The sequence below is a fragment of the Sulfitobacter sp. 1A15106 genome (genome assembly GCF_043556995.1).
Taxonomy (GTDB): domain Bacteria; phylum Pseudomonadota; class Alphaproteobacteria; order Rhodobacterales; family Rhodobacteraceae; genus Sulfitobacter; species Sulfitobacter faviae.
The window spans coordinates 167,541-185,238 of the sequence record NZ_JBIFFM010000009.1 but is presented as its reverse complement, the minus strand read 5'-3'; the positions used below and the strand labels follow the sequence as shown (position 1 = coordinate 185,238).

Genomic DNA, 17,698 nt, shown 5'->3' with positions numbered 1-17,698 from the left:
TCTCCCGTTTAAGCGAAGTCGGCGGCGAAACCGTCGATGGCGGCTTTGATCTTCTCTTCCAACTCGCCTTTGACCTTACGGTCATTGTTGGTGATGTCCTTGAGAAGGTCGTCATGCTTGCTGCGCAGATGCGCCAGCAGACCCGCTTCGAAACGGCCGACGTCCGAGATGTCCACCTTGTCGAGATAGCCGTGGGTACCGGCGTAGATCACGCAGACGATTTCGGAGTTGGTCAGCGGCGCGTACTGCGGCTGCTTCATCAGCTCGGTCAGACGCGCACCACGGTTCAGCAGCTGCTGGGTCGCGGCGTCCAGATCGGAGCCAAACTGGGCGAAGGCCGCCATTTCGCGGTACTGGGCCAGCGACAGTTTCACCGGACCAGCGACCGAGGACATCGCCTTGGTCTGGGCCGAGGAGCCCACGCGGGACACCGACAGACCGGTGTTCACGGCGGGACGGATGCCCTGGTAGAACAATTCGGTCTCAAGGAAGATCTGACCGTCAGTGATCGAGATCACGTTGGTCGGAATAAACGCGGACACGTCGCCACCTTGGGTCTCAATGATCGGCAGCGCCGTCAGCGAGCCGTTGCCAGCTTCGTCACCCAGCTTCGCGGAGCGCTCGAGCAGGCGGGAGTGGAGGTAGAAAACGTCGCCCGGGTAAGCTTCGCGGCCCGGCGGGCGGCGCAGCAGCAGGGACATCTGACGGTAGGACACGGCCTGCTTGGAGAGGTCATCGTAGATGATCAGCGCGTGGCGGCCGTTGTCGCGAAAATGCTCGGCCATCGCGGTGGCGGCATAGGGTGCGAGGAACTGCATCGGCGCGGGCTCGGAAGCGGTCGCGGCCACGACGATGGAGTAGTCGATGGCGCCGGTCTCTTCGAGCTTTTTCACCAGCTGCGCCACGGTCGAGCGCTTCTGGCCGATCGCGACGTAGACGCAGTACATCTTCTTGCTCTCGTCGTCGCCAGCGGCTTCGTTGACCTGAGCTTGGTTCAGCATTGCGTCGAGCGCGACGGCGGTCTTGCCGGTCTGACGGTCGCCAATGATCAGCTCACGCTGGCCACGGCCAATCGGGATCATCGCGTCGACGGACTTGAGGCCAGTGGCCATCGGCTCGTGCACGGATTTACGCGGGATGATGCCCGGTGCCTTCACGTCGGCGATGCCGCGCTTGGTGGCCCCGATGGGGCCTTTGCCGTCGATGGGGTTGCCCAGACCGTCAACAACGCGGCCCAGCAGTTCGTCACCGATTGGCACGTCCACGATGGAGTTGGTGCGCTTGACGGTGTCGCCTTCGGTAATGTCGCGGTCGGAGCCGAAGATAACGACACCCACGTTGTCGGCTTCGAGGTTCAGGGCCATGCCCTGAATGCCGCCGGGGAATTCTACCATTTCACCGGCCTGAACGTTGTCCAGACCATAGACGCGGGCGATACCGTCACCGACGGAGAGAACGCGACCCACTTCGGCCACTTCGGTTTCCTGACCGAAATCCTTGATCTGGTCCTTCAGGATCGCAGAAATCTCTGCTGCTTGGATACCCATTTATCCGACCTCTTTCATTACATTCTGGAGGGAATTGAGCTTGGAGCGGATCGAGGTGTCGATCATCTTCGAGCCCACTTTGACGACAAGACCGCCGATGAGGCTTTCATCAACGGTCGCATGAAGTGATACTTTTTTGCCGGTGGAAGCGGTCAGCGATTTCGCCAGCTTGTCCGACTGTGTCTTCGTCAGTGCTTTGGCCGTTGTGACCTCGGCAGTGATTTCGCCTTTGGCTTCGGCAATGGTCTCGCGCAGCGCTTTAACCAGCGCGGGCAGCGCGAACAGGCGGCGCTTTTGCGCCATCAGTTGCAGCGTGTTCGCCATGGTCTTGGTCAGGCCCATCTTTTCGGCCAGCACCTTGATCGCCTGCTCCTGCTCTTCGCGGGTATAGAGCGGCGAAGTGGTCAGGCGGCGAAAATCGTCGCTGTCGTTCAATGCCGCTTCAAGCGCTGTAAGATCGCCCTCGATGGCATCGACCTGATTGGCCTCGCGGGCCAGATCGTACACGGCTGTCGCATAACGTTCCGCGATACCGGTGGAAATGGAAGCAGGTTCGGACACGTCCATCCTCTCGTTCAATAAGCGCCGGATATGCGAAGATGTCGCGTCACCAGCAGTTGGCGCGGCTTGAAGTTACCCAAGACGTCTAAATCAGGGGCGATGTAGCAGACAGGTTCACGCCCGGCAACACAGTATAGGCAGGTAATGTCGCGGCGTGCTGCAATATTGCAAGGGCTGCGGCCTATCGCGGCTCTTTGCCGCAGAAAAATGCCACCCCACTCACCGCTGGAGCGGGCCCACGAATCCAGTCCCCTCGCCCGCTGCATGCGCTAAGTCTACAAGGCGCTGAGGCGTTTAGACCGGTTTGGCCTGCGGCTCTGCCATCCCCTCCAACACCCCGATGGCACGCCTCGCGGTGCTGCGTTGCGGGCGGCCTCGCGGCGGGTAAACCAGTTTCGTGGCCTCCACCAAGATCGCGCCGCCGCCCATCATCGTCGGCATCTGACGTCCGATTTTTTCGAACAAAGGCGCCGATTTCATCCAGATTCGCTGTTGCGAAGGGAACTGATAAAGCGCGCCAAGGTGCCGTTCCGGCAGGAACTGATGCTTGCGCAACTGCGTCTCTAGCTGCCCCGGCGAATAGGGCCGCCCATAGCCGAAAGGCGTGCGGTCGCGCCGCGCCCACATGCCCGCGCGGCTTGGCACGATAAACAGCGCCTTGCCCCCCGGCCCCAGCACACGCCAGCATTCGTCCAGCAGCTCGCTGGGCCGTTCGGAGGTTTCGAGCCCGTGCATCAGCACCAGCTTATCCACCGCCCCCGTCTCGACCGGCCAAAGCGTCTCTTCCGTCAGGACCGAGGTGTTGGGCATCCCCGCCGGCCAAGGCATCACCCCCTGCGGGCCGGGCATCAAGACCATCACCCGCCGCGCATCCGCCAGATAGGGGCGCAGCAGGGGTGCGGCAAAGCCAAAGCCGACAACGGTCTGGCCCTTCGCTTCGGGCCAAAGCTCCAACAACCGCCCGCGCAGGGATTTCTGCGCCGCACGTCCCAACGCGCTGCGATAATAGAAATTGCGCAGATCCTGTACATCAAGATGCATTGCAGCCCGCCTTGGTGAGTGTCACTCTTACCGGACCATAACAACACAGCGAGGTAAGACGCCATGGCCTTTGATCTGGTCACGATTTCCTGTCTGTCGGACAACTACGCCTTTCTGCTGCGTGACCATGACAGCGGCGCGGTGGCGCTGGTCGATGTACCCGAGGCCGCGCCGATCATGGCAGAGCTTGACCGCCGCGGCTGGACGCTGAGCCAAGTCTGGTTGACCCACCACCACCCCGACCACGTTCAAGGTCTGGCCGAACTGCTCACCCGCTTCCCCGCCGAGGTGATCGGCGCCAAGGCCGACACCCACCGCCTGCCCCCGCTCGACCGCGCGGTGGCCGAGGGTGACAGCATTGAGCTGGGCGCGCTTGCGGCCCAAGTGCTCGACGTATCTGGCCACACCGTCGGCCATATCGCCTTTCATGTGCCCAAGGCCAAAGCAGCCTTTACCGCAGACAGCCTGATGGCGCTTGGCTGCGGCCGCCTGTTCGAGGGCACGCCCGCGCAGATGTGGGAAAGCCTGCAAAAGCTCGCCGCCCTGCCCCGTGACACGACGATCTGCTCGGGCCACGAATACACCGCCGCCAACGCAAAATTCTCCCTGACCGTTGATCCGGACAATCCCGCCCTTATATCAAGGGCCAAGGACATCGACAGCGCCCGTGCCAATGGACAGCCGACCGTCCCCTCGTCGCTTTCACTGGAACTAGAAACCAATCCCTTCCTGCGCCCCGCCGACCCGGCCATCCGCGCGACCTTGGGGATGCCAGACGCCACCGACACGGAAGTGTTCACCGAAATCCGCAGGCGAAAAGACCAGTTCTGAGCGCCTGCAATCATGGCTTAAAGTCCTCGCTCACGGCAAATGTGACCGATTCGGACCAGAATCTTCTTGAAGATGGGCCATGATCAACCAAACTCTAATACTATGAGGCCATGGTCGGACCGAGGCCTGAGACATCTCAGCACCTCACCGACCCCGATCGAAAAGGAGCACGCCCGTGCCTTCATTCTCGACTACACTTGAGCAGGCAATCCACGCGGCCCTCGCGCTGGCCAATGCCCGCCGCCACGAATTCGCAACGCTTGAACATCTGTTGCTGGCCTTGCTCGATGAACCCGATGCCGTGCAGGTCATGAAAGCCTGTTCCGTCGATGTCTCCGACCTGCGCGATACGCTGGTGGAATTCGTCGACGATGATCTCAGCAATCTGATCACCGACATCGACGGTTCCGAAGCGGTGCCAACGGCGGCTTTCCAGCGCGTGATCCAACGCGCCGCGATCCATGTGCAATCCTCGGGCCGGACCGAGGTGACGGGCGCCAACGTGCTGGTCGCCATCTTTGCCGAGCGTGAGAGCAACGCCGCCTATTTCCTGCAAGAGCAGGATATGACCCGCTATGACGCGGTGAACTTCATCGCCCATGGTGTCGCCAAAGACCCGGCATATGGGGAATCCCGCCCCGTCACAGGCGCGCCCGAGACCGAGGAAGAGGCCCAAGGCGTCACCGATGGCGACAAGAAGGAATCCGCGCTGGCGAAATACTGCGTGGACCTTATCGCCAAATCCCGCGAAGGCGACATCGACCCGCTGATCGGCCGAGAGGGCGAGGTCGAGCGCTGCATCCAAGTGCTCTGCCGCCGACGCAAGAACAACCCGCTGCTGGTGGGGGATCCGGGCGTGGGCAAGACAGCCATCGCCGAAGGTCTGGCGCGCAAGATCGTTGCCGGTGAAACGCCCGAGGTGCTGGCCAATACCACGATCTACTCGCTCGACATGGGCGCGCTCTTGGCGGGCACCCGCTACCGCGGTGACTTCGAAGAGCGGCTCAAGGCCGTGGTGACCGAGCTTGAGGATCACAAGGACGCGGTGCTTTTCATCGATGAGATCCACACTGTGATCGGCGCCGGTGCCACTTCGGGCGGCGCGATGGATGCCTCCAACCTGCTGAAGCCCGCGCTTCAGGGCGGCAAGCTGCGCACCATGGGCTCCACCACCTATAAAGAGTTCCGCCAGCACTTCGAGAAGGACCGCGCGCTGAGCCGCCGGTTCCAGAAGATCGACGTGAGCGAGCCTTCGGTCGAAGACGCCACCAAGATCCTGAAGGGTCTCAAGCCCTATTTCGAGGAGCATCACAGCGTCAAATACACCTCTGACGCGATCAAGACTTCCGTCGAACTGGCGCATCGCTACATCAACGACCGCAAGCTGCCCGATAGCGCGATTGACGTGATAGACGAGGCTGGTGCCGCACAGCACCTCGTCGCCGCCTCCAAGCGCCGCAAGACCATCGGCACCAAGGAGGTCGAGGCCGTGGTGGCCAAGATCGCCCGCATCCCGTCGAAGAATGTCTCCAAAGACGATGTGGTGGTGCTGAAGGATCTGGAAAGCTCGCTCAAGCGGGTGGTCTTCGGTCAGGACGACGCCATCGTGGCGCTGTCTTCGGCGATCAAACTGTCCCGCGCGGGCCTGCGCGAGCCGGACAAGCCCATCGGCAACTACCTCTTCGCTGGCCCCACCGGTGTCGGCAAGACCGAGGTGGCCAAGCAATTGGCCGACACCCTTGGCGTGGAACTGCTGCGTTTCGACATGTCGGAATATATGGAGAAACACGCAGTTAGCCGTCTGATCGGCGCCCCTCCGGGTTATGTCGGCTTTGACCAAGGCGGCATGCTCACCGATGGCGTGGACCAGCATCCGCATTGCGTGCTGCTGCTCGACGAGATGGAGAAGGCGCACCCGGACGTCTACAACATCCTGTTGCAGGTGATGGACCACGGCAAACTGACCGATCACAATGGCCGCACGGTGGATTTCCGCAATGTGGTGCTGATCATGACTTCCAACGCGGGCGCCTCCGAACAGGCTAAAGCGGCTGTGGGCTTTGGCCGCGACCGCCGCGAGGGCGAGGATACCGCCGCCATCGAGCGGACCTTCACGCCAGAGTTCCGCAACCGTCTGGACGCCGTGATCTCCTTCGCACCGCTGCCGAAGTCGGTGATCCTGCGGGTGGTCGAGAAGTTCGTGCTGCAACTCGAAGCGCAGCTGATGGACCGCAACGTGACCATCGAACTGTCGAAGAAGGCCGCCGAATGGCTCGCCGACAAGGGCTACGACGACAAGATGGGCGCGCGTCCCTTGGGCCGCGTGATCCAAGAGCACATCAAGAAGCCGCTGGCCGAGGAACTGCTCTTTGGCAAGCTGGCCAAGGGCGGTGTCGTCAAGGTCGGCGTCAAGGATGATGAGTTGACTCTCAAAGTCTTGGGCAGCGAAAGCAAGCGTCTTTCCGGTGATCGGCCCCCGCTGCTCACCGCGGAATGATCTATCGGGCCGCACTGGCCCTGATCCTCTCCTCCGCCAGCCCTGCGCTGGCGGAGGATTTGCAATTGGCCTTCCCGCTGGATTGCACCCTTGGGCAGGACTGCCACATCCAACAATATATGGACCGCGACCCGAGCGGCGGCGCAGAGGACTACCGCTGTTCCGGCCTGACCTATGACGGCCACAAGGGCACGGATTTCGCCCTGCCCGACCGCGCGGCGATGGCGGCGGGTGTCACCGTTCGCGCGGCGGCGACGGGGGTGGTCAGAGGGCTCCGGGACGGGATGCCAGATGGCGCGCCGCTTTTGGAAGTCCAAGGGCGCGAATGCGGCAACGGCGTGGTGATCGACCTCGGCGAGGGATGGGAGACGCAATACTGCCACCTCCGCGGCGGCTCGCTCCGCGTGCAGGAAGGGCAAGAGGTGGCGGTTGGCGACGCTCTCGGGCTCGTTGGCCAGTCCGGCAAAGCGGCCTTTCCGCATCTGCACCTGTCGCTGCGCCATCACGGCCAGCCCGTCGATCCATTCGCCCCCGAAGACCATAGTTGTGACGTCGAACCGCGCAAAACCCTCTGGCAAGACACCCCGCCCTACCGCCCCGGCGGGCTGATTGCGCTTGGCTTTGCCGACCGCGTGCCCAGCTATGATGAGATCAAGGCGGGCGAAGCCCATCGCGACAGCCTGCCCAAAGAGGCCCCTGCTTTGGTTATCTACGGCTACAGCTATGGCACGCGAAAGGATGACGTGCTGCGCCTCAGCCTCGCGGGACCAAACGGCACGGTCATCGAAAGGGATGTGGTGATGGAGAAGCCGCAGGCGCAAGCCTTCCGCGCCATTGGCAAACGCGCGGCTTCTGCGCCATGGCCAGCCGGGCGCTATACGGGCAAGCTCACCCTGCTGCGCGAGGACCGTGTGATCGACGAAAAGACCGGCGCTCTGACCCTGCGATAGGCCGGGGCTGCCTGCCTACTTCTCGGTAAACTTCAACTCGATCCGCCTGTTCTGCGCCCGCGCGGCTTCGGTATTGCCCTCGGCCACGGGCTGATACTGGCCAAAGCCATTGGCGGCCAAACGATCCGGCGCGATGTCGAGGAAATTGACCATATATTTGACCACCGACAGCGCCCGCGCTTGGCTGAGTTCCCAGTTGTCCGCAAACTCTCCAAAGCCGGAAAGCGGTACATTGTCGGTGTGACCATCGACGCGGATCACCCAATCGATCTCGGGCGGGATGTCGTCCACCACGCTGCGGAGAATACCCGCGACCTTGGCGATCTCACCCTGCCCGTCTTGGCTCAGCACCGCACTGCCCGGCGCGAAAAGCACCTCGGAGGAGAAGACGAAACGGTCGCCTTCGATCCGCACACCCTCCTGATTGCCCAGCAGATCACGCAACCGCCCAAAGAATTCTGAGCGGTACTGGGCGAGGTTCTTGCTCTCTTCCTCAAGCCGCTTGCGCTCTGCCGCTTCCAATTCGGCGCGGCGGCGTTCCTCCGCCGCGACCCGCGCCAACGCGGTGTTTAACTCGGAGCCAAGCGATTGCAATTCCACCGATTTCGCCGCATCCCGCGCCACCGCGTCATCGAGCAGCGCCTGTAGGTTCCCCAGTTGCGCGCGCAGTTCCGCGACTTGCTGGTTCAGCAACTCGGTCTGCCGCTGCGCCGCGGCGCTCACGGCTTTCTCCTCGGCCAGCGTTTCTTCGGCCTGCGCCAAAAGGGCAGCGCGACGTTCCGCGGCAGTGGTCTTATCCTCGGCCAAAGTCTCCGCCGCGAGTTTTGCCGCCAGCGCCTGCGCCAAACGTTCGCGCAGATCCGACTGCGTGCCGCTCAGCGCTTCGCCCTCTTCCTCAAGGGATTGCACACGGGCCAGCGCCTCGGCCAAGCGGCCGTTCAATTCCTGCTCGGTCGCCTTGGCCTGCGCCAACCGCGCGCGCAAGTCCTCTTCGGTGCCTTCTGCTGCTTCCAACTCTTCGGCGAGCGCGGCGCGTTCGGCCTCCAACACTTCGCCACTTTCCTCCAATGTCTCCAACCTCAGAAGCGCTGCGGCGAGTTCGCTGTCGAGATCGCTTCGCGCAGCGCGGGCGGCGGCCAAAAGGGTCAGCGTCTCTTCGGCCTTCTTGCGCTGCGTCTCAAGCGAAAGGGTCATGGCTGTCAATTCCGCATCCGCATCCTCCAGCCGGTCGCGCAGCGCCTGCGCCGCTGCGGCTTCGGCCAGACGGGCGGCTTCCTCGGCGCTGAGCGCCTCTTCGGCCTCCGCCACCTCGGCATTGAGGGCGGCGACTTCGGCCTCGGCTTCGGCGTTTTGCGCCCGCAGATCGGCCACCAGCGCATCCAACGCCTCGCGTTTCGCGGCGGCAAGCCGGGCCGTTTCCGCCTGCGCGTCGATCTCCTCCCGCGCGGTGCTAAGCGCGAGGTTCAGCGCCTCTTGCTCATCCAACAGCGCGGCTTCGCGGTCTTCCAAGTCACCGATGCGCGCCTGATCTTCCGCCTGCGAGGCCAAGAGCGCGGCCACCCGCGCCTCAAACCCGGTGATCTCGGCCTCCGCCGCCTGCAAGGCAGCCGCTTGCGCGTCGCGTTCAGAGGTCAGCCCAGCGATCACCGCCTCTTGTCGCGACACCTCATCACGCGCGTCGTTCAGTGAGGCATTCAGCGCGCCAAGCCGCGCCTCCAACCGCGCGGTGGTGCGTTCCTCGACGCCAAGCGCTTGGGCAAGGGCCGCGACCTCTCCGGCCAATTCGTTAAGCTCGCTTTCCTGCCCGCTGATCCGCTCTGTCAGGACGAATTGCACCACCATGAAGATAGTCAGCACGAACATCAAAACCAGCAAAAGCCCGGTCATCGCATCGACGAACCCCGGCCAGATGGAGCCCTGAAACCGTGCGCCTGTCCGCCGGGAAAGTGCCATTACTGGTCCCCGCCACCGGGGATATCGCTGGCCCGCAGGCGGCGGGCCTCAGGGGCGCGTTGCCCGGAAAGCGCCTTGGCCAGCAGAGAGATATCTTTGCGCAATTCGGCCATGGTTTCCTGCCGCCCGGCAGAAATCTCTTCCAAGATACGCAGCATCTGCACGTCAATGGAGCGCAGGCGCATCCGGCTTTCTGCGTCGATCCCTTCGCCCGCGACCTGACCTTCGAGCGTGGCGATCAACCGGTCCTGCCCATCGGCCACCCGCTCCAGCACGCTATTGGTGGTGGTATCATGCTCCATCCGCGTGGTCATCCGGTCCACGGCATCGGCCAGCTTGCCCAGCTTGTCGTCGACCATGGCGCGGCTGACGTCTGATTGGGTGAACATTTGCTGCATTTCGGCCATCTGTTCGACCATCTGATCCATCACGCTGGCCATGATGTTCTGGTCGCTCACGTCATCGCCCGAGGTCAGCCCGACCCGCGTGATGGAACTCAGCCAATCTTCCAACTCTTGATAGAAACGGTTCTGGCCGTGGCCCGCGAAAAGCTCCAACAACCCCACCACGAGTGAGCCCGCAAGCCCCAGAAGCGAGGAGCCGAAGGCCACGCCCATGCCGCCCAACTGCGCCTCAAGCCCGGTCATCAAACGGCCAAAGACATCGACGCCCGCCTCCCCCTCACCGGGGGCGAGGGAGCGGATCGTATCGACCACCGCCGGAACGGTCGTGGCCAGCCCGTAAAACGTCCCCAGAAGGCCGAGGAAAATCAACATATTGACGATATAGCGCGTGATTTCGCGCACTTCGTCGATGCGCGAGGCGACGGAATCGAGGATCGACCGGGTGGAGGTCGTACTGACCTGCATCCGCGCGCCGCGTTGGCGCAGAAGCGACGCCAAAGGCGCCAGCAACTGCGGCGGTTTGGCATCGGGTTCGGCATTGCCAGCGGCGAAATCCTCGATCCAGCGGACCGAGCCGATAAGCTGCATCACCTGATAGAAACAGGCCAGCACACCGACGATGAAGACAAAGATGATGACCCCATTCAGCCATGGGTTCGCGGCAAAGATCGGCAGCACCCGGGGCAGCGCCAGAAAAACCCCGGCCCCCGTGAGGCCGAGCGCGATCAGCATCAGAGAAATCTGACGCACCGGTTGTGAAAACTGCGGTTTTGCCTTGCGGTCTGGCTGTGCCATGCGGCCTTTCCTGACCCTTTGTTCTGCTCTTGCCGCAGCTTACACTGAAACGGCAAAGAGTTGCCAAGTTTTTATGAGGTCAAAGCCTTCACCCGACCATGCAACCACTCCAACGCGGGGTCATGCAAGCCCACTTCGGACAGATGCACGGCGGTGTTGATCAAATACTCGGTATTTGGTCCGCGTCCGCCTACGGCGCGGGCAATGATCTGCGCTTGTTCTTCCAAGGGCAGCCCGCCGCAATATTGCTCATGCGCCGCGTCGATCACATAGGTCACCGCCTCCACGTCGCGGCCATCGGTCAGATGCACGGTAAGGTTCTTCTCGACATAGGCCGAAGAGATCAGCTCACGCTCGCGCAGGTACTCCAACGTCTGCGCCTCCTGCCCCGCAGTCACCCGCATCGCCATGCCTTCGCAGGCCGAGCGGACGGATTCGTCAAGCGCCAGCACCAGCCCCGGCTGTTCGACCGTGCCCCGGTGATGGATCGAGCGCATGCAGAACGATCGCGCATAGCCCGGCAGCGTGGCGATCACGCTTTCCGCTACCTCGAAACCGGGGTTCCACAAGAGGCTGCCATAGCCAAATACCCACATTGTCATCCTGCTGGTCCTTTCTGCTGGCCTTCGGTAAACCGCATCTGAAGCACGATTTGAAGGGCTATCGAAATGCGGAAATTGGTTTGGCTGCTGATTGTGCTCGCCGCACTTTGGGGCGCGTGGTGGGCTGCCGCCACGACGCAGATGCAAAGCACCCTGACCCGCCTGCTCGACACCCGCCGCGCGGCGGGTTGGGAGGTGACGCTCAAAGACATCGACAAAGCGGGCTTTCCCCTGTCCTTGCAAAACCGGCTGAGCGGGTTTGCCGTGGCAGACCCGGCCCGCGGTCTGGCATTCGAAGCCCCGCAGCTTGATCTCTCCGCCCCGGTCTGGTGGCCCGGTGATCTCTCCGCCCGCGCGCCCGTTGCGGCGGCCGACCTGCCCGCAGGCGCATTGCCCCTGACGCTGAAGATGCGCGACCTGCGCGCCGATCTGGAACTGCATCCCGGCACCTCGCTTCAGCTGGAGGCGATGGAGCTTCGCAGCACGCATCTGGAGGTCGACGGCCCCGACGGGCTGCTGCTGAAGGCCGAAGAGCCGCGGATGCGGATCGCGCAATCGGGCAGTGCGGCGCGGGACTATGACATCGCGCTGCTGCTCGGCGGCATCAACCCCGGCCCCTTGCTGCGCAAGGTCTTGGGCGATGGCGCGGGCCAGCCCGGCGGGCAGCCGATCCTCTCGGCGCGGATGGCCGTGACCTTTGCCCGCCCGCTGGACCGGCACAGCGCGATGGCGGGCACCCTGCCGCAGATCGACGCGCTGACGGTTGAGAATGTGGATGCCGCTTGGGGCGAGGTGGCTTTGGGCGCCGAGGGGGCGCTGACCTTTGACGCCGCGGGCATTCCCGATGGGGTGCTGAGCCTGCGGGTCACTAATTGGACCAAACTGCTGGACGCGGGCGAACGCGCGGGCTTTCTGCCGCCGTCGATGCGCGGGCAGGTCGACACCATGCTGCGGCTGTTGGAAGCGCGGGGCGGCACGCCGGGCGGATTGGACCTCGACCTGATCTTTACGGACGGTCAGATGATGCTGGCAGGGATTCCGCTTGGCCCCGCGCCGCGGTTGGTTCAGCCCTAACGGCCGCTTAGCGGCAGTAGCTGCCACTGCGATAGCGCGCCGTGTCGAAGTGAAAGTGGTCTTGGTGAAAGCGGTCTGCCTCTGGCCCCAGCACCGTGCCAAACGGCCCGCAGGCGCCCCGGTGCATCCGTCGCAAAGCCGCGCTGCTGCGCCGCGCGCGCCAGCCCTTCAACAGGCTGATCGTGCTGCCGTCCGCCAGAGCAAACCCGGAAATGTCGATCGCGCGGCCCTTGCCATGTTCGGAGATCTTACCGCCCTTGCGGTTGTTCCGCGTCCGGCAGGCGTAATGCGCGGCGACCTTGAGCTCCCTCAGCCCCCCGCCCTGCGCCGCCAAGGCGGGCACCGCCGATTGGCGCACCCATGTGTTCAGCGCCTTGGCCGTGGTGCAATCCATCACCGCCGCGGTGCCAAGCCGGATGCCCGAGACCGAGCGTATCTTGACCGCATTCTCAACCCCGCAACCGCTGATCCGGCCCGGCACCCGGCCCACCCGGCTGCCCTGTATCGCCAGATCGCCGCAGACCGCGCCCTTGGCCAACATCCGCTGCCGCGCACGGGCGGCCTGTTCGACCTTGGCGCTGCGCAGGGTGGGACGGAGCGATGCTTTCATCCCCTGCCCGCCCTCGGCGGCGGCACGGGCGGCGGGGTCACGTTCGGGCGGGGCGATCGCGCCGCCGGGGGCGACGCTGACCGGCAAGCTATCCCCCTGCTGACGCGCCACGGGGCGCTCAGAACTGTCCGGCCCCGCAGCCAAGGCGATTTGCCCCAGCATGATCAGCGGCAGGACAGCCCAGCCCTTCATGACTTGGGCGCGCCCCGGCCAAAATCGGGCGCGTCGGTATCCTGCCCCGCCTCGATAATGCCGCGCCGGATCGCGCGGGTACGAGTGAAATAGGCGTGCAGATGCTCGCCGTCGCCGGTCCGAATGGCGCGTTGCAGGGCGAAAAGCTCCTCGGTGAAACGGCCAAGGATTTCCAGCGTCGCGTCCTTGTTGGTCAGAAAGACATCGCGCCACATCGTGGGATCACTCGCCGCGATCCGGGTGAAGTCGCGGAAACCGGCGGCGGAATACTTGATCACCTCGCTGTCGGTCACCCGGCGCAGGTCGTCGGCCACGCCCACCATCGTATAGGCGATGAGGTGCGGCGCGTGCGAGGTGACAGCCAGCACCAGATCGTGATGCTCGGCGTCCATCTCCTCCACATTGGCACCCGCCCCTTCCCAGAGCGCGCGCAGCCGCGCGATGGCGTCCTTGTCGGTGCCTTCCACCGGGACCAGAAGGCACCAGCGGTTGTCGAAGAGCTCGGCAAAGCCGCTGCGCGGGCCGGAATGCTCGGTCCCCGCCAGCGGGTGGCCGGGGATAAAATGCACGCCATCGGGCAGATGCGGCCCGACCTGCGCGATCACGTCGGCCTTGACCGAACCCACATCCGTCACCGTGGCACCCGGCGCAAAATGCGGCGCGATCTCGGCGGCCACGGCGCCCATGACACCCACCGGCACGCAGAGCACCACCAGATCGGCGCCCGCGACAGCCTCGGCGGCACTGTCGCAGACCCGGTCGCAGAGGCCGATCTCGCGCGCCGTGGCGCGGGTCTCGTCGCTGCGGGCATAGCCGGTGACTTCGCCCGCCAGACCGCCGCGCTTCATCGCCCAGAACAGCGAGGAGGCGATCAGCCCCAACCCGATCAGGGCGACCCTGTCATAGATCTGCGCCATCAGTTGCCCCCCTTGAACTGCCGCACCGCATGGACGACGCGGCGGCAGGCGCTCTCATCGCCCACGGTGATGCGCAGGCAGTTGGGCAGGTTGTAGCCCGCCACCCGGCGCACGATCAGCCCTTGGGTCTTGAGGTAGTCGTCACAAGCCTCGGCCTCGGCCTGGTTGGCGAAACGAGCCAGCACGAAATTGGCGAGCGAGACGTCTGAGGGCACGCCGATCTCGGCCAGCGCATCGGCGAGCCAGGTGCGCCAGCGGGCGTTCTCGGCGCGGCAATGGTCGGTATAGGCGCGGTCGCGCATCGCCGCCTCGGCGGCGTTAAGCGCGGCCTGCGACAGGTTGAACGGCCCGCGCACCCGGTTCAGCACGTCGATCACATGGCCCGGCCCATAGCCCCAGCCGATGCGCAGCCCGCCCAGCCCATAGAGCTTGGAGAAGGTGCGCGTCATCACCACGTTGTCGCGGCGGTCCACCAAGGCGGCACCCCCGTCATAGCCCTCAACATATTCGGCATAGGCCCCGTCGAGCACCAGAAGCGCCTGCGGCGGCAGTGCCTCGGCCAGCCGTTCAAGCTCGGCCAGACCGATCATCGTGCCGGTGGGGTTGTTGGGGTTGGCGATGAACACCAGCCGCGTCGCCTCGGTGCAGGCGGCGAGGATGGCATCGACATCGGTCACCCGCTCACGCTCGGGGACTTCAACGGGCGTCGCACCTGCGGCCAGCGCCGAGATGCGGTACATGGCAAAGCCGTGCTCGGTATGCACCACCTCGGTCCCCGGTCCGGCATAGGCTTGGCAGAGGAAGGCGATGATCTCATCCGAACCCGCGCCGCAGATGATCCGCTCGGCATCGAGGTCCAGAACCTCGGCAATGGCGGCGCGCAGGGCGCTATGGTCGGAGGACGGGTAGCGATGCAGGTCATAGGCCGCGCGGCGATAGGCTTCGACGGCGGCGGGGCTGGGGCCCAGCGGGTTCTCGTTCGAGCTGAGCTTGACCACATTCTCAAGGCCCGCGACATGCGCCGCACCCCCTTGATAAAGGTCGATCTCCATAATGCCCGGTTGCGGTGCGATCTGTGTCATCTCGCTCTCATCCTCACGCTACTGCCGCCCTTCTATCGGGGGTGTCGCGGTGATGCCAGAATCATTCTGCATCCGCGGCGCCCGCGGACGGGCTGTTGCATTGCTGCGCCCCCTCCCCCTCGCGCGCAACGAAAAAGGCCGCGTGGTCTGCACCACGCGGCCTTTGGTATTCGACAGGCGAAGAAGCTTAGTTCTTCGCGTAGAATTCCACGACGAGGTTCGGCTCCATGACGACCGGATACGGCACGTCGCCGAGGCTCGGTGTGCGCACGAAAGTCGCGGTCATTTTGGAGTGGTCGCACTCAAGGTAGTCGGGCACGTCACGCTCGGGCAGTTGCACGGCTTCGAGAACCGAGGTCAGCTGCTTGGAACGGTCACGCACTTCGATCACGTCACCCTCTTTCACGCGGTAGGAGGGGATGTTGACCTTGCGGCCGTTCACTTTGACGTGGCCGTGGTTCACGAACTGGCGTGCGGCGAAAACGGTCGGCACGAATTTGGCGCGGTAAACAACGGCGTCCAGACGGCGCTCCAGCAGGCCGATCAGGTTTTCACCGGTGTCGCCTTTAACACGCTCGGCTTCGCCGAAGATGCGACGGAACTGCTTCTCAGTCAGGTCGCCGTAGTAGCCTTTGAGCTTCTGCTTGGCACGCAGCTGGATGCCGAAATCCGACATTTTGCCCTTGCGGCGCTGGCCGTGCTGGCCGGGGCCGTATTCACGACGGTTCACCGGGGACTTCGGACGACCCCAGATGTTTTCGCCCATACGGCGGTCTAGTTTGTGCTTGGCAGCTGTGCGTTTTGTCACGGCTGATCTCCTTTATAAGGCCCCGAGGGGCGGTAAAGGGCGTTGTCCTTTGGCCGAAGCCCGACAGGCTTCCCCTTGCGGGGTCCACCAACACCAATGAAGGGGCGCTTATACGGGGCCATGGCGGGGAGTCAACGGGGGATTTTCGGCGATTTTGATACGCCCCGCCCCTACCGTGCCATCGCAGCGCAGGGCGCGTGGCGGTGACAGGTCAGGATATGATCATTCACCAGCCCGCAGGCCTCCATCCAAGCATAGGTGATCGTCGGCCCGCAGAACTTGAAACCGGCTTTCTTCAAGTCTTTGCTCACCTGCTCGGACAAGGCGGTCTTCGGCGGCACCTCGGCCTGTGTGGCAAAGCGGTTTTGCAGCGGTTTGCCATCAACATAGCGCCACATGAAGGCGTCGAACCCCTCGCGCGCCTCCACCTCCTGCCATGCGCGCGCGTTGGTGATGGCGGCCTCGATCTTGCCCCTGTGGCGGATGATGCCCGGATCACCCAGCAGGCGCAGCACATCCGCCTCGCCCCATTCGGCGATCTGATGCGGGTCGAACCCGGCAAAGGCCGCACGGAAATTATCGCGCTTTTTAAGGATCGTGATCCAGCTTAGCCCCGCCTGAAACCCGTCAAGGATCAGCTTTTCCCAAAGCGCGCGGCTGTCATATTCGGGCACGCCCCATTCGGTGTCGTGGTAGTCTCGGTAAATCGGGTCATCCCCGGCCCAGTCACAGCGCTGCATCTTCGGCTCTCCCCCTGCGCGATCCACCGCGGAAATCGCCGCCGATTAAGACCGTATTATCACCTTTGCGCCCATACCAATCACAGGACAGCAAGAGAGTACCGCCGTGCCCCGTCGATTCCAACGCCCTTTCGCCGACGTTCCCCCCGGTGGGGACAGCCCGCTGAACCATGCGGTGATGCAGCGCGATGCCGCGACGCTTGAAATGGTGCGCGAGGCCGTGGCCCATCGCCAAACGCTGCTGGCGTTCCAGCCCGTCATGCTGGCCAGCGATCCGACAAATGTGGCCTTTCACGAGGGGCTGATCCGCCTGCTTGATCCCACGGGTCGCGTGATTCCGGCCAAGGATTTCATGCCCGCAATCGAGGACACGGATACCGGGCGGCAGGTGGATGTTCTGGCCCTGCGTCTTGGGCTGAACGCGCTGCACCACCATCCCGGGCTGCGGCTGTCAATCAATATGTCCGCCCGCTCCATCGGGTATCAGGAATGGACCCGCGTCTTGCGCCACTGGCTGGCCCGCGACGCGACCTTGGGCGAACGGCTGATCCTTGAGATCACGGAAAGCTCGGCCATGATGGTGCCGGAACTGGTGACAAGCTTCATGAACCAGTTGCAGCCCCACGGCATCTGCTTTGCCATGGATGATTTCGGGGCGGGGCAAACGGCGATCCGCTATTTCAAGGATTTCTACTTTGATGTCCTGAAGCTTGACGGGCAGTTCATTCGGGGCATCGCCACCAACCCCGACAACCGCGCCCTGACCGCCGCGCTGATGTCCATCGCCACGCATTTCGACATGCTCACCGTGGCCGAATGCGTCGAGAACGCCGCCGATGCGGCGGTGCTGACCGAGATGGGCGTCGACTGCCTGCAAGGCTACCACTTCGCCGCGCCAACCACCCGGCCCCCATGGCTGAATTTCGACCGGGTGCGGGCCACCGGCTAGGCCCGCGCGGGCAGGCCGCCGGGGCTGCGGCGGCGGGCTGCCTGCTCAGTTGCCGCATTGCAGCGCATCCGCTATCACTACCTCAGAGGGACGGGAGCGCCCACGCCCGACGATGGCGCGTGTCGGTGTGCCCCCGCCCAACAAG

The 17,698-nt window shown here is 64.0% G+C and carries 16 protein-coding genes; 5 read left to right on the top strand and 11 right to left on the bottom strand.

Annotated elements, in window-relative coordinates; all coding sequences use genetic code 11:
- Window positions 1-8: 8 nt before the first annotated feature.
- The 3 genes from atpA to ACGYKA_RS15040 all read right to left on the bottom strand — a co-directional run bounded on the left by atpA (window position 9) and on the right by ACGYKA_RS15040 (window position 3,149).
- Complete coding sequence (gene atpA, locus ACGYKA_RS15050) at window positions 9-1,547, bottom strand: F0F1 ATP synthase subunit alpha (protein WP_209218275.1); 1,539 nt, start codon at window positions 1,545-1,547, stop codon at window positions 9-11.
- Window positions 1,548-2,108 (bottom strand): F0F1 ATP synthase subunit delta, encoded by a 561-nt coding sequence (locus ACGYKA_RS15045; protein WP_067262214.1) that lies wholly within the window; start codon window positions 2,106-2,108, stop codon window positions 1,548-1,550. It lies immediately after the preceding gene.
- Between the two features lie 294 nt (window positions 2,109-2,402).
- Window positions 2,403-3,149, bottom strand: coding sequence for a class I SAM-dependent methyltransferase (locus tag ACGYKA_RS15040; RefSeq protein WP_067262215.1), 747 nt, complete (start codon window positions 3,147-3,149; stop codon window positions 2,403-2,405).
- A 63-nt stretch (window positions 3,150-3,212) separates the two neighbouring features.
- Here ACGYKA_RS15040 and gloB point away from each other — a divergent pair, with 63 nt between their 5' ends.
- The 3 genes from gloB (at window position 3,213) to ACGYKA_RS15025 (ending at window position 7,427) form a co-directional block, all read left to right on the top strand.
- Complete coding sequence (gene gloB / locus ACGYKA_RS15035) at window positions 3,213-3,980, top strand: hydroxyacylglutathione hydrolase (RefSeq protein ID WP_394411496.1); 768 nt, start codon at window positions 3,213-3,215, stop codon at window positions 3,978-3,980.
- Window positions 3,981-4,155: 175 nt separating this feature from the next.
- Window positions 4,156-6,477: an ATP-dependent Clp protease ATP-binding subunit ClpA gene (gene clpA, locus ACGYKA_RS15030; RefSeq protein ID WP_394439102.1), complete on the top strand. Its 2,322-nt coding sequence runs from the start codon at window positions 4,156-4,158 to the stop codon at window positions 6,475-6,477.
- Window positions 6,474-7,427, top strand: coding sequence for a M23 family metallopeptidase (locus tag ACGYKA_RS15025; RefSeq protein ID WP_394411502.1), 954 nt, complete (start codon window positions 6,474-6,476; stop codon window positions 7,425-7,427). The genes clpA and ACGYKA_RS15025 overlap by 4 nt, the downstream gene beginning before the upstream one ends.
- A gap of 15 nt (window positions 7,428-7,442) precedes the next feature.
- On the opposite strand, the gene ACGYKA_RS15020 is transcribed toward ACGYKA_RS15025, so the two are convergent.
- The 3 genes from ACGYKA_RS15020 to ACGYKA_RS15010 form a co-directional block, all read right to left on the bottom strand.
- Complete coding sequence (locus ACGYKA_RS15020; RefSeq protein WP_394411504.1) at window positions 7,443-9,380, bottom strand: peptidoglycan -binding protein; 1,938 nt, start codon at window positions 9,378-9,380, stop codon at window positions 7,443-7,445.
- The gene (locus ACGYKA_RS15015) at window positions 9,380-10,579 is read right to left on the bottom strand and encodes a biopolymer transporter ExbB (protein ID WP_394411507.1); all 1,200 of its coding nucleotides are present in this window, start codon (window positions 10,577-10,579) and stop codon (window positions 9,380-9,382) included. Before ACGYKA_RS15015 ends, ACGYKA_RS15020 begins: the two co-directional genes overlap by 1 nt.
- Before the next feature lie 71 nt (window positions 10,580-10,650).
- A complete protein-coding gene (locus tag ACGYKA_RS15010) occupies window positions 10,651-11,181 on the bottom strand; it encodes a gamma-glutamylcyclotransferase (RefSeq protein ID WP_394411510.1) in 531 nt (176 codons plus the stop codon).
- A 66-nt stretch (window positions 11,182-11,247) separates the two neighbouring features.
- Here ACGYKA_RS15010 and ACGYKA_RS15005 point away from each other — a divergent pair, with 66 nt between their 5' ends.
- Entirely contained in the window at window positions 11,248-12,255 is a 1,008-nt protein-coding gene (locus ACGYKA_RS15005) for a DUF2125 domain-containing protein (protein ID WP_394411513.1), read from the top strand.
- A gap of 7 nt (window positions 12,256-12,262) precedes the next feature.
- On the opposite strand, the gene ACGYKA_RS15000 is transcribed toward ACGYKA_RS15005, so the two are convergent.
- The 5 genes from ACGYKA_RS15000 to ACGYKA_RS14980 form a co-directional block, all read right to left on the bottom strand.
- On the bottom strand, window positions 12,263-13,057 hold the full coding sequence (locus ACGYKA_RS15000; protein ID WP_271688188.1) for an extensin family protein: 795 nt from the start codon (window positions 13,055-13,057) through the stop codon (window positions 12,263-12,265).
- Entirely contained in the window at window positions 13,054-13,974 is a 921-nt protein-coding gene (locus tag ACGYKA_RS14995) for a prephenate/arogenate dehydrogenase family protein (protein ID WP_271688189.1), read from the bottom strand. The genes ACGYKA_RS15000 and ACGYKA_RS14995 overlap by 4 nt, the downstream gene beginning before the upstream one ends.
- Window positions 13,974-15,056: a histidinol-phosphate transaminase gene (gene hisC / locus ACGYKA_RS14990; RefSeq protein WP_067262230.1), complete on the bottom strand. Its 1,083-nt coding sequence runs from the start codon at window positions 15,054-15,056 to the stop codon at window positions 13,974-13,976. Before hisC ends, ACGYKA_RS14995 begins: the two co-directional genes overlap by 1 nt.
- Before the next feature lie 187 nt (window positions 15,057-15,243).
- Window positions 15,244-15,864 (bottom strand): 30S ribosomal protein S4, encoded by a 621-nt coding sequence (gene rpsD / locus ACGYKA_RS14985; RefSeq protein ID WP_067262232.1) that lies wholly within the window; start codon window positions 15,862-15,864, stop codon window positions 15,244-15,246.
- A 170-nt stretch (window positions 15,865-16,034) separates the two neighbouring features.
- Complete coding sequence (locus tag ACGYKA_RS14980) at window positions 16,035-16,604, bottom strand: DNA-3-methyladenine glycosylase I (protein ID WP_271688190.1); 570 nt, start codon at window positions 16,602-16,604, stop codon at window positions 16,035-16,037.
- A gap of 106 nt (window positions 16,605-16,710) precedes the next feature.
- Between ACGYKA_RS14980 and ACGYKA_RS14975 the strand changes: the two genes are divergently transcribed.
- Entirely contained in the window at window positions 16,711-17,553 is an 843-nt protein-coding gene (locus ACGYKA_RS14975) for an EAL domain-containing protein (RefSeq protein ID WP_394411516.1), read from the top strand.
- Window positions 17,554-17,698 lie beyond the last annotated feature (145 nt).

Coding starts and splice junctions, on each gene's coding strand:
- atpA (WP_209218275.1), bottom strand. CDS start 1,547: ATGGGTATCCAAGCAGCAGAGATTTCTGCGATCCTGAAGGACCAGATC.
- ACGYKA_RS15040 (WP_067262215.1), bottom strand. CDS start 3,149: ATGCATCTTGATGTACAGGATCTGCGCAATTTCTATTATCGCAGCGCG.
- gloB (WP_394411496.1), top strand. CDS start 3,213: ATGGCCTTTGATCTGGTCACGATTTCCTGTCTGTCGGACAACTACGCC.
- ACGYKA_RS15025 (WP_394411502.1), top strand. CDS start 6,474: ATGATCTATCGGGCCGCACTGGCCCTGATCCTCTCCTCCGCCAGCCCT.
- ACGYKA_RS15020 (WP_394411504.1), bottom strand. CDS start 9,380: ATGGCACTTTCCCGGCGGACAGGCGCACGGTTTCAGGGCTCCATCTGG.
- ACGYKA_RS15015 (WP_394411507.1), bottom strand. CDS start 10,579: ATGGCACAGCCAGACCGCAAGGCAAAACCGCAGTTTTCACAACCGGTG.
- ACGYKA_RS15010 (WP_394411510.1), bottom strand. CDS start 11,181: ATGACAATGTGGGTATTTGGCTATGGCAGCCTCTTGTGGAACCCCGGT.
- ACGYKA_RS15005 (WP_394411513.1), top strand. CDS start 11,248: ATGCGGAAATTGGTTTGGCTGCTGATTGTGCTCGCCGCACTTTGGGGC.
- ACGYKA_RS15000 (WP_271688188.1), bottom strand. CDS start 13,057: ATGAAGGGCTGGGCTGTCCTGCCGCTGATCATGCTGGGGCAAATCGCC.
- ACGYKA_RS14995 (WP_271688189.1), bottom strand. CDS start 13,974: ATGGCGCAGATCTATGACAGGGTCGCCCTGATCGGGTTGGGGCTGATC.
- hisC (WP_067262230.1), bottom strand. CDS start 15,056: ATGACACAGATCGCACCGCAACCGGGCATTATGGAGATCGACCTTTAT.
- ACGYKA_RS14980 (WP_271688190.1), bottom strand. CDS start 16,604: ATGCAGCGCTGTGACTGGGCCGGGGATGACCCGATTTACCGAGACTAC.